We start from the raw sequence: 15,314 nt of genomic DNA on the forward strand, positions 1-15,314 counted from the left end.
TGGACCTCCACCAAGGGCTTCGCCCTTGGAACCCAATACTCTGTGCCGCGCAGCGCGAATGGGCTTGGGCCGCGAAGCGGACCAAGGGGCCGGCCCTTGGCAGGTCCAGGGCGGAGCCCTGGCCTTAACCTAACGCCTATGGGGCGTTGCCCCGTACCCTGATGGCTCACATGGAGGGCCATCTTGCGGCGCGCGGCGTGCGCCGGGCCAGCCTGCTCAGCTCGCACGTCGCACGCCGGTTCTACGGCTCACTCGGCTACGAGGAGGTGGGCCGGGCGGAAAGCCGGTTCGGCACGCTGGACGCGATCAAGATGGCGAAGCGGCTCGGGTGAAGTCTCCCGCCGGCGCCGGCCGCCTGGGCATCAACGGGGCACGGCCCTTGCGGGCTACGTCGTGGCCGTACGGGCATCGGCATCCGGCCCGGCCTGCAGGAGCTTCTGGAACACCTGCTGCAGCGCCTCGATCGTGAACGGCTTGGCCAGCACCGGTGCGGCGGCGAAGCGGGCTTCGATGCCCTCGGCGCCATAGCCCGTCGCGAAGGCAAACGGAACGCCCCGCGCCGCCAGCGCCTCGGCGACGGGGAACACCTTCTCGCCACCGACATTGACGTCGAGCACGGCGGCGTCGAGCGCGCTGGTCTCAGAGGCCGCGGCGGCGAGCCCCCTGGCCACCGTCCCGGCCACTTCCACCACCACGCCGCCGAGGTCGGTCAGCATGTCCTCGACGAGCATCGCCACCATGGCCTCGTCCTCGACAACCAGGAGCCGCGCGCCGTCGAGCGTCCCTGAAGGATCCGTCATGCCTGCACCATGATCTTCGCTGAAACCGGCAGGCACATGTAGCAGTGCAGCCCATCCGTGGTGAAGTCCATCCGCACCTCGCCGCCCAGTTCCGCGGGCATGCCGCGTTCGATCAGGCGGGTGCCGAAGCCGTGCCGCCGGGGCGGGCCGGCCAGCCCCGGCCCACCTGATTCGCACCAGTCAATGACGACGTCCGCGGAGTCGCCCTCGCGCTCGATCCGCCACGCTATCTGCACTTCTCCCCCGGCGACCGACAGCGACCCATACTTTGCGGCGTTGGTGACCAGCTCGTGGAAGGTCATGGCCAGCGTCACCGACGCGGTCGGGCCCAGCGTGACCGGTGGCCCTTCCACCCGGACCCGTCGTGTCCCCGCCGCATCGCCCGCATAGGGCGCCAGCGTGCGGGTGACCACGTCGGCGAGCGAGGCGCCGTCCCACGATGCCGCCGTCAGCAATTCGTGCACCCGCGCCAGGGCCATGATGCGGCCGACGACATCTTCCATGAACGCGGCCGGATCGGGCGCGCTCCGCCGTGTCTGCGCCACGATCGACTGGACGGTGGCCAGCGTATTCTTGACCCGGTGGTTCAGCTCGGCGAGCAGCAGCCGCAGCCGTTCCTCGTCCCGCTTGCGCGCGGTGACGTCGAGCGAGACGCCGATCAGGCGCAGCGGCACGCCTCCCGGCCCGTAGATCGCGTGCCCCCGGACCTGCAGCCACCTGATGGCGCCGTCGGGGGCAATCACCCGATATTCGATGTCCAGCGCCGAATCGTTGCCCACCGCGTCTTCCCGCGCCGCCGCGGCGCGGGCCCGGTCGTCGGGGTGGAGGTGCCGGACGATATCGGCCCGCGTCTCCACCTGGTCCTGCGGGCCAAGGCAGAAATGCTCGCGGCAGATCGGCGAGAGGGTGAAGCCGTCCGTTGCCAGGTCCAGTTCCCAGCTTCCCATGCCACCTGCCCGCATCGCCAGCTCCAGGCGCTGCTCGCTTTCGCGCAGCGCCGCGCGCCCGCGTTCGGCGGCAAGCTCGGCGCGGAGGTCGCGTTCGCGCTCGGCCGCCTCGCGGCGATGGCGCGCCAGCGTCACCGCCGCGTCGATGCGCGCGCGTAGCTCCCGCGCGCTGAACGGCTTGACCAGGTAGTCATCGGCGCTGGCGGACAGGCCCTCCACCCGCGCTTCCTCGCCCGCCCGCGCCGAGAGCAGGATCACCAGCAGCCCCTCCATGGCGGGGTCGGCGCGCACGGTCCGCAGCAGCGCGAAGCCGTCCATCACCGGCATCATGACGTCGCTCAGCAGCAGGTCCGGCAGCGGGCCGCGCCGCAGCGCAGCGAGGGCGGCGGCGCCGTCGCACACCGTCTCCACCGCGTAGCCGCCCTGCCGCAGGATCTGCGCCACATAGGCGCGGACATCGCTGTTGTCGTCGGCCAGCAGGATGCGGGGGCCTCCCGCGACCGCGTCCGGCGCCTCTGCCACCGGGCAGGCCGGGGCCGGCGCGGCGTCGTCGGGCAGCCAGCGCAGGGCCTCTTCCACATAGGCGCTGGCGCGCACGGCGGTGGAGGCCAGGACGCGCTCGCCCCGGATGCGGTCCGGGGGCAGGTGGGCGGTGCCGAAGGGCACGGTGACGGTGAAGGTCGTGCCGTGCCCCGGCGTGCTGGTGACCCCGATTTTCCCGCCGTGCAGGCGCACCAGTTCCTCGACCAGGGCGAGGCCGATGCCGCTGCCTTCCTGGGTGCGGCCGCGCTGGCCCTCGATGCGGTGGAAGCGTTCGAACAGCCGCGGCAGCTCCTCGGCGGCGATGCCGACGCCGCTGTCGCGCACGACCAGTTCCGCCACGGCGCCGGCGTTGCGCAGCGACACGGCGATGCCGCCGTCCAGCGTGTACTTGAAGGCGTTGGACAGCAGGTTGAGGACGATCTTCTCCCACATCTCCCGGTCCACGTGCACCGGCGCGCCGAGCGGCGGGCAGTCGGCCCGCAGGTCGAGGCCGGCGCGCTCGCAGGCGGAGCGGAAATTGCTGGCCAGGTCGATGGTCAGGCCGGCGAGGTCGGTGGGCTCGAAGCGTGCCTGCACCCGCCCGGCCTCGATGCGCGAGAAATCGAGCAGGGAATTGACCAGCCGCAGCAGGCGCAGCGCGTTGCGGTGGGCGACCTGCAGGCGCTCGCGCTGGGCGGGGGGCAGGGGGGCCGCGTCCGCCAGCGCATCCTCCACCGGGCCGAGCAGCAGGGTCAGCGGCGTGCGGAACTCGTGGCTGATGTTGGAGAAGAACGCGGTCTTGGCGCGGTCGATGACCGCCAGGGCCTCGGCCCGCCGGCGCTCCGCCTCGTAGGCCTGCGCATTGGCCAGCCCGTTCGCCAGCGCCGCCGCCACCAGCTCGTAGAAGCCGCGATAGGCGTCGTCGAAGGGCAGCCGCGGGCTGACCCCGGCGATCATCAGCGCCGCGGGCCGGCCCGTCTCCGACGGACCGATGGGCGCCATGACGGCGCAGTCGGGCGGTTCCTCGTAAGGGCCGCAGGTGGTGTCGCGGAGCATCGCGGCGAGGCCGGTCACCGTCACCGGGGCATGCGACCCGCCGGGCGTATCCAGCGGGTAGGGCGAGGCCACGCCATGGGCGAGGACCGGCGGGCTCGCGGCGGTCCCGGTGGCGATGCCGGTCCGGGCGGCCAGGCGGTAGCCCGCGCCGGCATTGCCCCCGCTTTCGTCGGATTGCCCGCTTTCCTCGAATTGGTAGAGCAGCACGAAAGGCAGATCGAAGGTGTTTTCCGTCAGGGTCGCTGCCGCCTGCGCGAACACCTCGGCGGGCGTCTTGGCCCTGGCGAGGCGGCCGTTGAGGTCGCGCACGGCGCGGGTCCGCCGCTCCAGCAGCATCGACCGCGTGGTTTCCGTCACCGGATGGAACAGGCCGCCGATCCCGCCGCTCTCGTCGCGGATCGGGCTGAAGCTGAAGGTGAAGAAGGTTTCTTCAAGATAGCCGTAGCGGTCGATGAAGATCCTCTGGTTCTCGAGAAAGACGCTTTGCCCGGCCAGTGCCGTCTCGAAGGCCGCCCCGATGACCGGCCAGGCGGAGGCCCAGCATTCCCTGAAATCCATGCCCATCGAATGCGGATGCTTGGCGCCGCAGATCGGCCAGTAGCCATCGTTGTAGATCTGGACGTGCTGGGGGCCCCAGGTCATGGAAATCGGAAAGGTTGACGCGAGGCACAGGCTGACGGCGGTGCGCAGGCTTTGCGGCCAATCGACGATCGGACCGAGCGGGGTCGCCGACCAGTCCTTCGCGCGGATCAGCTCCGCCATCTCGCCGCCACCCGCCAGGAAGTCGAGATTGGCCGCGCGGTCGGGCCGCCGCGCCAGGGCGCAGCTCGTGGGATCGCGTCCGCAGGTGGGGGGCTGGTCGCTGTTCGCCGTTGTCGCCGATCGGCCCATCGGGCTGCCCTTCTCGCGGAATTCGCTCCTCATGCCCGCCCGCGGCGATCCGGATCATTTCCAGGGGCGTGAATCAATATTTTGAAATCGCAGACAATAATATGCGATTATTTGTGAGATTGGTAGGAAAAGCCACTGCCGGTTTCGCCTGGGTTGCGCTGCCGGCCGGGGCGCCCTGCTCCGCCCGGCCGGGTCGCAGGGGAGGGCGGCGGATTGGCCCGGCATCCTCCACGGTGGCGGCGGTTTTGGGTGGGTTTCACGATTTCTCGATTATGGCGGATGCGATCCGGGGGCCGTCGTTCGCGACCGGCCTCGCGGTCTCGGTGGTCCTTGCCTCCATGGGGTGGCGGCAGCGTGGCATTGCCGCCACAGGTTCGGCAATTCACGCGCGATCGACGCTGGTCGTGATGACTACGTTTGGTAACGGTATTATACGCCATCCGTGACCATTCCCCGTCGCCTCTCATCGTCGCGCGCGCCGTGATCCGTTCCGCCTGGTTGCGCGGGCCGTGGTCATGGCCGGCGCGTGTCGCGTTGCTGGCGCTGCTGCTGATGCCGCTGCTGCGTGGCCTGCAGGCGCCGTCGGGCGAGGGGCTGACGGTGACGATCTGCACCGAGCATGGTGCGGAGGAAGTGGCGCTCGATGCCGACGGCGCGAAGCTGCCGCCCGCGGGGAAGGCGTGCTGGTTCTGCATCGCCCATCCCGGCTGGATGGTGGCCGGGGTGCCGGATCCGCCGCCGCCGCGCCGCGTGGTGCTGACGCAGTTGGCGGCGCCGATGCCGGCCGGCATCGTGGCGCGCCGGGATTTCCTGCTCGGGCGCCGCACCAGGGCGCCGCCCGGAGTGCCCGCTCAGGGCATGAATCCCCAGGGGTGATCCCGGCCGGACCCGGGCGCCGCCCCTGCGCGGGCATGCCCCGGTGCCGCGACCGATCCGGTGGTCCGACCAACGCGACGCGGCGATGCCGCCGTCGCGGCGGCCGCCGGCGGCCCTTCGCTTCGCCTGCGATCCTGGAACGAATTTCGTGCGACCCAAGACACAGACCCATTCCGCGCGCCGGCCCTCCGGGCTTGGCCTGATGACGCTGGCCTCCGCCGCCGCGCTCGCCGCCGGCGGCGCCCGGGCGCAAGCCCCGACCCCGCTTCCGGCCGTGCGCGTGCAGGCCGATGCCGAGCTGTCGCGGCCGGTGGACGCCTCCAGCCTTGGCGAGGCGGCGCTGGCCAATGGCCGTGCCGCCACCAGCGACACCGCGCGGCTGCTTGGCACGCTGCCGGGGGTGGCGCTGCAGACCGGCGGGGCGGTGTCCAGCCTGCCGGTGCTGCGCGGCCTCGCCGATGACCGGGTGCGCATCCTGACCGATGGCATGACTGCCGCCTCGGCCTGCGCCAACCACATGAACCCGCCGCTGTCCTATGTCGATCCGACCAATGTGGGGCGGGCGACGGTGCTGCCGGGGGTGACGCCGGTCAGCCTGGGCGGCGACAGCATCGGCGGCACCATCCTGGTCGACACGCCGCCGCCGGCCTTCGCCACCGAAGCGGAAAGCCCACGCTGGGACGCCAGCGTTTCCACTTTCTACCGCAGCAACGGCGACAGCATCACCACCGCCGGCACGGTCGGGGCGGCGACGCAGCGGGTCAGCCTGGGCTATGCCGGGTCCTGGGCGCAGGGCCACGACTACGTGGACGGCAACGGCAACAAGGTGCTGTCGACCAACTACCAGACCGCCAACCACCAGGGCACGCTGGGCGTGCAGGGCGAGAACAGCCTGTTCGTGCTGAAGGGTGGGGTGCAGATCATGCCCTACCAGGGCTTCCCCAACCAGCGCATGGACCTGAAGGGCAACCACAGCAGCTACGTCAACGGCAGCTACACCCGTGACCTGGGCTGGGGGAAGGTCGACCTGCGGCTGTGGTGGCAGGATGTGCGCCACTACATGAACTTCCTGGCCGACAAGGGCGGCGACGCCACCGGCGGCATGCCGATGAAGACGCATGGCACCACGCTCGGCTACCGGGTGAAGCTGGACCTGCCGGTGGGCGAGCGCCACCTGCTGCGCGTCGGCAGCGACCTGGAGGCACTGCGGCTGAAGGATTGGTGGCCGCCGGTCGGCACCGGGATGATGAGCCCGAACACCTACCTCAACATCAACAACGGCACGCGCACGCGCCTGGGCGTCTTCGGCGAATGGGAGGCACGCTGGACCGACGCCTGGAGCACGCTGCTGGGCGCGCGCATCGACACGGTGTGGATGGATACCGGAACGGTGCAGCCGTACAGCTGGACCTCGATGATGTCGGCCGCCGACATCGCCGCGGCGAAGGTGTTCAACGCGCAGAACCGGGCGCGCACCGACGTCAATCTCGACCTGACGGCGCTGACCCGCTACGAGGCGACCGAGACGCTGACCGGCGAGTTCGGCTATGCGCGCAAGACGCGCTCGCCCAACCTGTACGAGCGCTATGCCTGGGGCGCGGGCAACATGGCGCAGAGCATGATCGGCTGGTTCGGCGACGTGAACTACTATCGCGGCAACATCGACCTGAAGCCGGAAGTGGCGCACACCGTCAGCGTCTCCGCGGTCTGGCACGACGCCGCGAAGGAATCGTGGGAGGCGCGGATCACGCCCTACTACACCTATGTCGACGACTTCATCGGCGTGACCCGCGTGGGCAGCCTCGCGCAGGGCGGCACCACCATCGCCAAGCTGCAATTCGCCAATCGTGATGCGCAGATCTACGGTGTCGATGTGTCCGGCCGGGCGGTGCTGTGGCGGGGCCAGGATTATGGCACGGTAGGCGTGCAGGGCGTGATCGGCTGGCTGCAGGGCAACTACATCGATTCCGGCAAGAGCCTGTATCACATGATGCCGCTGAACGCGCAGGCGGCGCTGACGCACCAGCTCGGCGGCTGGACGAGCCGGGCGGAACTGCGGCTGGTGGCGCCGAAGGCGCTGGTGGACGGCGACCGCTACGAACCCTCCACGCCGGGTTTCGCGGTGATGAACCTGCGCACCAGCTATGAATGGCGCAACGTGCGGCTGGATTTCGCCATCGAGAACCTGCTGAACCAGCAATACTATGAACCGCTGGGCGGGGTGGACTATGCCGACTGGCGCGCCACCGGCCGGGTGGGCGAGCTGGGCAGCGTGCCGGCACCGGGGCGGACCTTCATCGCCGGGGTGACGTTCAGGCTGTGACGCCTCCGGCAGCGCGGCGCATGCGGCCGGACGGGGCGGTGCCGATCCGCCGCGGCGTCGCGCTGTCGCTCGCCGGCCATGCCGCGCTGGGGCTGCTGGCGCTGTCCCTGGGCGGCGAGCGGGCGGGGGAAGGGGCGGTTCCCGAGCTTGTGGTGGAACTGGCGGCGGCAGAGGCCGCGGCGGCGCCGGTGGAGGCCGTCGCGGCGGCGGAGGCCGTGCCGCCCGCCGACATTCCCCCCACGGAAACCGAGGCGGCGGAAACCGGGCCGGCGGAGGCGGTGACGCCGGCCGCACCGGAACCGCCGGCCCCGCCCGTGCCGCCGGAGCAGGAGCCCTCGCCGGAGGCCCTGCCGGAACCGCCCCGTCCGGTCACGCCGCCGCCGGTGCCGCCGCGGGCCCGGACGAAGCCTGCGGCCCCGCGCCCGCCTGTCGTGGCGGCGCCCGCCGTCTCTCCGCCGCGCGCCGTCGTCCTGGCGGCGGGGGCGCCGGTCGCCATGGCGCCTGCCGCGCCGGCCCCGGCGGTGGCGGCGGAACCGGCGGCGTCCGGCCTGGCGCTCGCCGCTGGCGTGGTGACCAGCCAGACGTTGGAAGAGCAGTTGCGCACCTATGCGCGGCAGGTCCGCATGCGCATCGAGCGCGCCCGTCCCCGCAGCGTCCCGGTCAGCGGCACGGTGGTGGCGATCTTCACGCTTGCCGCCGATGGTGCGCTGGAAAGCGCGGGGGTGGAGCCGGGCGGCGACGGGTCGGTCGAGCGGGTCGCGCTGGAGATCCTGCGCAAGGCCGCCCCGTACCCCGCCGCGCCGATCGGGGCGACGCGCGCGCAACGCAGCTTCACGCTGCCGTTCGTGTTCCGGTAGCGGGCCGGTGGCTGTTCGCCGCGGGCGTCCCACTGCCCCGCCCCTGGAACCGGGATTTCCTTCGTGGGGGTGACCACCGGCATCCCGTGCTGCCGGGTTTTACTGGCCGGGCGGTATTACAGCAGCTTCAGGAAATACGATGCGACCAGCCCCATCACCGGGGTCAGCAGCAGCACGGGCCAGGACAGCGGCAGCACCAGGCGGAGCATGAAGCCCCCGGCCCGGCGCAGCGGATGGATCCGTCGGCGCGACGGCGCCGGCGCTTCCCCGCTGTCATGGGCTCCGGTCAGCCCGGCAGCCATCGGTTCTGCATCCTGCATGGGGCCAAACCTGTGAGGCGCTGCAAAACGAATTTGTCTCTGCATGGTCGTGATACGGCTGCCGCCGGTTGTTCCCCCGCGCATATCCATGCGCGCGGGGCGGTGGCCGGGCATGCCGGTCACGTCCCGAATTTCAGGCCGGCCTTCCGGACGATGAAGTCTTCCGCGAGCCGCTTGGCCTGGTCGGGCTCGCGCGCGCTGCCCGTGCTCACGACCTGGCGCCGGCCGGACGCGTCGTTGCGGCGGGATATGACGTATCTGCATTGCCATCCGACTTCTTCGATGAGCACCTGAATCCCGCCGGCTTCCGATGTCAGACAGTTATTCGGATGGCTGGTCCATTTCAGGATCGGTTTCATGCATTGCTCCGGAATCATGATCGGTTCGTTGCGCCAGGATGGTGGCGTGCCGCCGGCCCTCGACGTCCCGCCGGGGCGGGGCGGGTCTGGCGTCCCCGCGCCGGGGGCGTGATCCATGCCGGCGCGCAGAGCGGGGAATGGCGGGGTCCATCGGGGACAGGGGGTGGCGCTGTCTGGGGTGGTCCATCCTTGGATTAAACAGTACCATACAGTACCGTACTGATTGCCGGCAAGGGCGTTTCGGTGGAACATCGGTGCGTAACCAGGGGAAGGACCGGGGTGACTGCGATCAGGCTGCAGCAGCGCGGACTCATTCGCCGGCAGGCCATGCTGGAGGCCGCGACGGCGTTGTTCATGGAGCAGGGCTACGAACGTGTCAGCCTGAGCGATATCCTCGAGCGCTCGGGCGGGTCCCGCACGATGTTGTATGCGCAGTTCGGCAACAAGGAGGGCCTGCTGCGGGCCATCATCGAGCGCGCCATCGCGCGGACCTGGCAGGCGCTCGATGTGGATCCGGTCCCGGCGCTCGGCGCCGAGGCCGCGCTGCGTGAGCTGGGGCGGCGTTTCCTGGATGCGGTGCTGGCCGACGATGCCATTGCCACCTATCGCATCATCACCGCGGAGGCGCACCGGGTGTCCGGAATCGCTGATTTCTTCTTCGATCTCGGGCCGAGGCGGTTTCAGGGGCGGTTGACCTCCTGGTTCCGGGCCGCGGCCCGGGCCGGGATGCTGCAGGCGGATGATCCGGACGGGCTGGCCAGGGTCTTCATCGGCGGCGTGCTGGGCGACCTGCATCTGCGCCGGGTGCTGGGGCTGGTGGACGGTTACACCGAGGCCGAGATCGAGGCCCATCTGCGCATGGTCATCGCCACCTTCACCTCCGGCGTGCTGCGCCGGGCCGGTGCGTGACCTGGGCGCGGGTCGCCATGATGACCGCGATGGTCAGGGTTTCATTGTGAAGGAATGGTGTATGGTGTGGCCTGACCTGTAGTGTGATGTGATAATAAATCAAATGTAGGTCGCAGGTGGCACATGAACCGGCCGTATTCGCCTCCATTCGGCAGTGCCTTCACCAGCTTCCCCGGTCTGGAGGATTTCATCTACTTTCCCTGGACGGACTGGCACAACTTTTGGCGGCAGTGGTTTTGCCCGCAATTTAACTTTGGATGCAATGTCGATGACAGGGATGTCGAGCACCACGTCCTCGACACCGTCGGCAGCTACGGAAGCCAGCTCAACAAGATCATCGACGCCTTGTCGGTGGTGGTTTCGCACATGCAGTCCGGGGAACTGAAGCTGACCGCGCCTGAAAACGAGGACCTCAAACGGTTCGAGATCCTTGCCAAGGCGGCCAGCAAAGCCTCGACCGTGTTCGAGGACCGGCAGGCGGATGCCACGGTGGCGAAATTCCGGGCCATGGCGCATGAGCTCAAGAAAATGAAGGACAGGAATCCAGGTTCCTTCGCGAAGATCCAGACGCTGTTCCACGAAATCCAGGGAACCATCGGCAGGTGACGCCGGCGCCCGCCGCCTCGACGCCGTCCCGCGTGGGGGCCATGCTGCCGTCATGCAGGACGCTCTTCGCATCACCCCCTTGACAGAGCTTCCCGACGGCATCGAGGCCTTGCGGGCGCAGGCCGCCGCTGAGGGCTTCCGCTTCATCGACCGGCTGGTCACGGAGTGGCACGCCGGCACGAACCGGTTCGACCGCGCCGGAGAGGGGCTGCTCGGTGCCTGGGAGGCCACGGGACTGGTGGGGGTGTGCGGGCTCAACCGCGATCCTTACACGGATGACGCGGGGGTCGGCCGGCTGCGTCATTTGTATGTCCTGGCCTCGGCGCGCCGCCACGGCGTGGCCGCCGCCCTGCTTGCGGAAATCCTCAGGTACACAGAAGGGACTTTCCATACGGTCCGGCTCCGGACGACGCCGCAGGCGGCCGGCTTCTACATCAGGCACGGGTTCGTTGCCGTTACCGGCGACGCGGCGTCGCATGTCAGGCGGCTGCGCTGAGGCAGTTTCCATGGCTTCGCGGGAATGTTCCCGTGTGGGCGGCGTCATCGCGATCCTGCCACGAAATACCGGCGCTTTTGCGCAGGGCGGTTGCCGCCCCTGGGCCGGCCCCCCGCCATAATCGGGGGGCTGGGTTCCGAATCACGGATATTGTGCAGCGCACAACACACCCCATATTGCCGCCATATACCACCACAATCACAGGGGACACAGCGTGATGCGCCATCCGCTTCTTTCCGACATGCTCGCGATCGCCGCCTTCCTGCTCGGCGGGCTTGCCGTCGTCGCCTTCGCCTTCAGGCTGGAACTGGCCGCTTTCCTGCTTCTGCTCGCCGGCGTGGCGCTGACGCCGATCATCGGCATGATCGCCGGCGGCCACTCGGGGTCCTCGCACGCCTGAACCGCCGCGGCCGCGGGCCGCACCGGTTCAGGGCCGGCGCGGCCGCGCGGCCAGCAGGTCGGCGATCCACTCGGTCGTCGGCGCCTGGGCGCAGAAGGTCGTCACCGCGATCACCACCGGCACCCCGATGAAGGCGCCGGGGATGCCCCACAGGAAGCTGCCGGAAAACACCGCGGCCAGCACCATGAAGGGCGACAGCGACAGCGCCGCCCCGGCGATCCGCGGCTCCAGGTAGCTGCCGATGAAGAACTGCACGGCGTTGAGGCCCAGGAACGCCACGGCCACCGCCTGCATCGACTCGAACTGCACGATCGCCACCAGCGTCGGCAGCACGGTCGCGACCAGCGGCCCCATGAAGGGGATGTAGTTCAGCACGAAGGCCAGCACGCCCCATTCCACCGCCAGATCCAGCCCGAGCAGCGCGGCCAGCCCGCACACCGCCACCCCGGTCACCGCGCTCATCAGCGTGCGCACCAGCATGTAGCGGCGGAACCGCGATCCGGTCTCGGCGGCGCCGCGCAGCAGCGCCGCGGCGGCATCCCGGTCGGGCAGGGAGGCGAGCTTGGCGCAGGACGCTTCCACTTCCAGCAGCCCCAGCATCAGGAAGACGAAGGTGATGAGCGCAAAACGCAGGAAGCCCTGCAACTGCACCACCAGTTCCTGCAACGCCCGGATCAGCCAGGTCACGTTGAAATGCCCGGCGGCGATGCTGCCCAGGTAGATGTCATGGCTGGCCAGCCAGTCCGCCTTCTGCGTGTACAGCGCCTGCAGTACCGCGGCATTGCCGGTCAGCCAGCCGCCGACCCGGGTCAGGCCCCACACCACCGCCGAGGCCAGCGCCACCACGACCACGAGGGCGACGGCGATGGTGATCGCCAGCGCCGCGAGCTGCGGCAGCCATCGCTGCAATCTCCGCTGCATCGGCCAGGTGAGCGCGGCGGCGAACACCGCGCAGGTCATCGGCGCGAGAAAGGACGACGCGGCCTGGCATGCGGCGAGCAGCAGCACAAGACCGCAGATCGAGAGCCATGCGCGCGTGAAGCGATCCTGCGGCATGCGCGGCTCCTTGCTGTTCCGCAGCCAGGGACTCAGGGCCGGATCCGGCGCGCTGTCAATCGTACCGTTCCGCCGGCGCGGTCACGGATGCAACAGCCGGCGGCGCGGCGTATGCTGCGCGCATGAGCGAGAACATGGGCCTCGATCCGCGCAACGGCGATTTCGAGGATGACGCGTCCTCAACCAAGAGTCGCTCGATGCTGTCGCTGGCCGGCAGCCTGCTTGTCGAGATCAGCCTCTCGCGTCTGCTGATCGCCTGGCTGCTGCTGGTCGTATTGCCGGCCGTGGTGCTGGGCGCCGCGCCGATCATCGTCTCGGCCTGGCTGGCCAGCGTCACGACGAAACTGGGACTGGTCGCGGTGGAGGCGGGCGCGCTCGCCTTGCTGGTGGCGCTGCTGGCCGGCGGCTGGTTCGCCGGCCGCAGGCTGTTGCCATTGGCCGAGCGCAGCGTCTGGTCGCTGCTCGCGCTGGTGGTGCAGCCGGTCTATGTCGCCTGCCGCGAAGTGCTGCGCCACCTCGCCGAACGGGTGCTGCCGGTCCATGCCGGAAGCGGCACGCGGGCGGCGCTGCGCCGGGCCGTCGCCGCCTTTGCCGGCGTTCTCGTCAGTGTGCTGGGCGTCGCGGTGATCCTGCTGGCCTGGCCGTTCCTGCATCTGTTCGGCGGCATCCCGCCTGTCGCATCCCCGGGCGAACTGGCCGTGATGGTGCTGGCGAACGCCCTGGCCCTGACCTCGGCCGGCCTGGCCGTGGCGGCGCTGGCCTGGGGGCTGGCCGATGCCATGATGGGGCAGAAGCAGGACCTCGCGGCCTTCGACGCCGCGCCCGAGGGAGCGCGGCGCTGGCGGGTCGCGCATCTGTCGGATCTGCATGTCGTCGGCGAGCGCTACGGATTCCGCATCGAGAGCGGGCGCGCCGGGCCACGCGGCAATGACCGCTTCATCGCGCTGCTGGCGCGGCTCGCGGCGCTGCACGAAGCGGCGCCGCTGGATCTGGTGCTGGTCACCGGCGACATCACCGATGCGGGGCGCTCGGCGGAATGGGCGGAGTTCCAGGACGCGCTGGCCGCGCATCCCGCCCTGGCGGCGCGCATGCTGATCGTGCCGGGCAATCATGACGTCAACATCGTCGATCGCGCCAATCCGGCCCGGCTCGACCTGCCGACCAGCCCGACCCCGCGCCTGCGCCAGATCCGCATGCTGGCGGCGATGGCGGCGCTGCAGGGCGGGCGCGTGCACAGCGGCGAGGCGACGCTGGCCCAGGCCCTGGCGCCGCATCGCGACACGCTGGCGGGGTTTGCCACGACCGGGCAGCGGCGGCTGCGCCGGGGCGTGGCGGAGCTGTGGGACGCGGTGTTTCCGCTGGTCCTGCCGCCGGCGGAGCCGGACGGGCTTGGCGTGCTGATCCTCAATTCCAACGCGGCGACGCATTTCTCCTTCACCAACGCGCTCGGGCTGGTCACGGCACGGCAGGCGCGCGGCATCGACCGGGCGCTCGCGCGCTGGCCGCGCGCGGTGTGGATCGTCGCCCTGCATCACCACCTCGTCGAATATCCAGCGCCTGCCTCGGCCCTTTCGGAGCGGATCGGCACGGTGCTGATCAACGGCAACTGGGTGCTGCGCCGCCTGCGCCGCCATGCACGGCGGATCGTGGTGATGCACGGGCACCGGCACATCGACTGGATCGGCAGTTGCGGCGGCATCCGCATCGTCTCGGCGCCCTCGCCGGTGATGGCCAAGGGGGATGGCTTCTACGTGCACACGCTGGCCAATGACGGCGCGGGCCATGTCGCGCTGCTGCGCCCCGAGCGCATCATGCCATGAGCACCTCGCTGACGGGCTGGCCGGAAGCGCTCTACCTGGGCTGGCGCCCGGCCCCGCTGGTGGCGGACCCGGTGTCGCTCGACAACGCGCGCGCGCTCGGCTGGGCGGCCCAGCTCGCCTACGAGGCCGATGTGCCGGAGAAAGTGGTGTCGGTGCTCGCCGGGTGGGGCTGGCAGGCGGTGTCGGTCTTCGCCGGCGCCATCGGCACCTTCCTGCCGCTGCCCTGCGCCGGCGGCTTCGTGGCGCGCGCCGGGACGGCCTGCGTGGTGGCGTTTTCCGGCACCGCGCCGACGCGCATCGGCGACTGGATCCTGGACCTGATGGCGCGGCGCACCGAGGACGGGCTGCACGCGGGGTTCGAGGCGGGGGCCACGGCGGTGTGGCCCTCGGTGCAGGCGGCGCTGGAAGGCGACGGGCCGGTCTTCCTGGCCGGCCACAGCCTGGGCGGCGCGCTCGCGGTGGTGACGGCACAGCGCCTGGTGCGCGAGGGCATCCTGCCCGTCGCGCGCATCGGCGGCGTCTGCACCTTCGGCATGCCACGTGTCGGCGACGCCGCCTTCGCGCGCACGCTGCGCGAGGCGGGGCTGGGCGAGCGGATCCTGCGGCTGGTGTACGGCGCCGACCTGGTGGCGAACCTGCCGCCGGCCGAGGCGCCCTTCGCCTATCGCCATGTCGGGCGATCGCTGGCCTGTGGCCATGGCAGCCACTTCCATCCCGCGGCGCTGCTGCCGGACCGGGAAGAGGCGTCGGCGGAAGAGGAAGCGGGGATGTGGGGCTGGATGCGCACCGCGCTCGCGGCCCCGCCGGCGCAGGACCTGCCGCCCTTTCCCGGCGACCGTCTGGCCGCCCTGGTGATCGACAGCCTGCCGGTGGTCGTCCGCGACCACGTTCCGGATCGTTACTTGCGGGCACTGGGGGTTTTGTAAAGGAAAGGCCAGGGCTCCGCCCTGGACCCGGCAGGGGTCAGGGGACCCCTGCACCCCAGGTGCGCTGCGCGGCAAGGAATGGGTTCCAAGGGCTTTGCCCTTGGCGGAGGTCCAGGAGGCGGAGCCTCCTGGTGGGGTGCGGGGCAACGC

General features: G+C 70.5%; 15 protein-coding genes. 10 read left to right on the top strand and 5 right to left on the bottom strand.

Going from position 1 to position 15,314, the window contains the following annotated elements; genetic code table 11:
• Positions 1–161 precede the first annotated feature (161 nt).
• Positions 162–332 (top strand): GNAT family N-acetyltransferase, encoded by a 171-nt coding sequence (locus NBY65_RS18235; protein WP_150041747.1) that lies wholly within the window; start codon positions 162–164, stop codon positions 330–332.
• 54 nt (positions 333–386) lie between these two features.
• On the opposite strand, the gene NBY65_RS18240 is transcribed toward NBY65_RS18235, so the two are convergent.
• On the bottom strand, positions 387–800 hold the full coding sequence (locus tag NBY65_RS18240) for a response regulator (protein WP_150041746.1): 414 nt from the start codon (positions 798–800) through the stop codon (positions 387–389).
• Positions 797–4,249, bottom strand: a complete 3,453-nt coding sequence (locus NBY65_RS18245) for an ATP-binding protein (protein WP_203330534.1) — start codon at positions 4,247–4,249, stop codon at positions 797–799. The genes NBY65_RS18240 and NBY65_RS18245 overlap by 4 nt, the downstream gene beginning before the upstream one ends.
• Before the next feature lie 447 nt (positions 4,250–4,696).
• Here NBY65_RS18245 and NBY65_RS18250 point away from each other — a divergent pair, with 447 nt between their 5' ends.
• The 3 genes from NBY65_RS18250 to NBY65_RS18260 all read left to right on the top strand — a co-directional run bounded on the left by NBY65_RS18250 (position 4,697) and on the right by NBY65_RS18260 (position 8,272).
• Positions 4,697–5,092, top strand: a complete 396-nt coding sequence (locus NBY65_RS18250) for a DUF2946 family protein (RefSeq protein ID WP_150041745.1) — start codon at positions 4,697–4,699, stop codon at positions 5,090–5,092.
• 148 nt (positions 5,093–5,240) lie between these two features.
• A complete protein-coding gene (locus NBY65_RS18255) occupies positions 5,241–7,415 on the top strand; it encodes a TonB-dependent receptor (protein ID WP_162530622.1) in 2,175 nt (724 codons plus the stop codon).
• Positions 7,416–7,435: 20 nt separating this feature from the next.
• Positions 7,436–8,272: an energy transducer TonB family protein gene (locus tag NBY65_RS18260; protein ID WP_150041743.1), complete on the top strand. Its 837-nt coding sequence runs from the start codon at positions 7,436–7,438 to the stop codon at positions 8,270–8,272.
• A 116-nt stretch (positions 8,273–8,388) separates the two neighbouring features.
• On the opposite strand, the gene NBY65_RS18265 is transcribed toward NBY65_RS18260, so the two are convergent.
• Both NBY65_RS18265 and NBY65_RS18270 read right to left on the bottom strand, forming a co-directional pair.
• Positions 8,389–8,592, bottom strand: a complete 204-nt coding sequence (locus tag NBY65_RS18265; RefSeq protein ID WP_150041742.1) for a hypothetical protein — start codon at positions 8,590–8,592, stop codon at positions 8,389–8,391.
• Positions 8,593–8,711: 119 nt separating this feature from the next.
• A complete protein-coding gene (locus NBY65_RS18270) occupies positions 8,712–8,951 on the bottom strand; it encodes a hypothetical protein (RefSeq protein ID WP_150041741.1) in 240 nt (79 codons plus the stop codon).
• Between the two features lie 279 nt (positions 8,952–9,230).
• On the opposite strand from NBY65_RS18270, the gene NBY65_RS18275 reads away from it, so the two are divergent.
• The 4 genes from NBY65_RS18275 (at position 9,231) to NBY65_RS18290 (ending at position 11,362) form a co-directional block, all read left to right on the top strand.
• Positions 9,231–9,860, top strand: coding sequence for a TetR/AcrR family transcriptional regulator (locus NBY65_RS18275; protein ID WP_150041740.1), 630 nt, complete (start codon positions 9,231–9,233; stop codon positions 9,858–9,860).
• A gap of 123 nt (positions 9,861–9,983) precedes the next feature.
• Positions 9,984–10,466: a hypothetical protein gene (locus tag NBY65_RS18280; RefSeq protein WP_150041739.1), complete on the top strand. Its 483-nt coding sequence runs from the start codon at positions 9,984–9,986 to the stop codon at positions 10,464–10,466.
• 79 nt (positions 10,467–10,545) lie between these two features.
• Positions 10,546–10,962, top strand: coding sequence for a GNAT family N-acetyltransferase (locus NBY65_RS18285; RefSeq protein ID WP_162530621.1), 417 nt, complete (start codon positions 10,546–10,548; stop codon positions 10,960–10,962).
• Between the two features lie 217 nt (positions 10,963–11,179).
• Positions 11,180–11,362 (top strand): hypothetical protein, encoded by a 183-nt coding sequence (locus NBY65_RS18290; protein WP_150041737.1) that lies wholly within the window; start codon positions 11,180–11,182, stop codon positions 11,360–11,362.
• Between the two features lie 27 nt (positions 11,363–11,389).
• On the opposite strand, the gene NBY65_RS18295 is transcribed toward NBY65_RS18290, so the two are convergent.
• Complete coding sequence (locus NBY65_RS18295) at positions 11,390–12,418, bottom strand: AI-2E family transporter (RefSeq protein WP_150041736.1); 1,029 nt, start codon at positions 12,416–12,418, stop codon at positions 11,390–11,392.
• Between the two features lie 122 nt (positions 12,419–12,540).
• On the opposite strand from NBY65_RS18295, the gene NBY65_RS18300 reads away from it, so the two are divergent.
• Together NBY65_RS18300 and NBY65_RS18305 are read left to right on the top strand one after the other, a co-directional pair.
• Positions 12,541–14,238: a metallophosphoesterase family protein gene (locus tag NBY65_RS18300; RefSeq protein ID WP_203330533.1), complete on the top strand. Its 1,698-nt coding sequence runs from the start codon at positions 12,541–12,543 to the stop codon at positions 14,236–14,238.
• Entirely contained in the window at positions 14,235–15,164 is a 930-nt protein-coding gene (locus NBY65_RS18305; protein WP_150041735.1) for a lipase family protein, read from the top strand. Before NBY65_RS18300 ends, NBY65_RS18305 begins: the two co-directional genes overlap by 4 nt.
• The last annotated feature ends 150 nt before the right edge of the window (positions 15,165–15,314 follow it).

It is taken from the genome of Rhodovastum atsumiense (assembly GCF_937425535.1).
In the GTDB taxonomy this organism is placed as follows: domain Bacteria; phylum Pseudomonadota; class Alphaproteobacteria; order Acetobacterales; family Acetobacteraceae; genus Rhodovastum; species Rhodovastum atsumiense.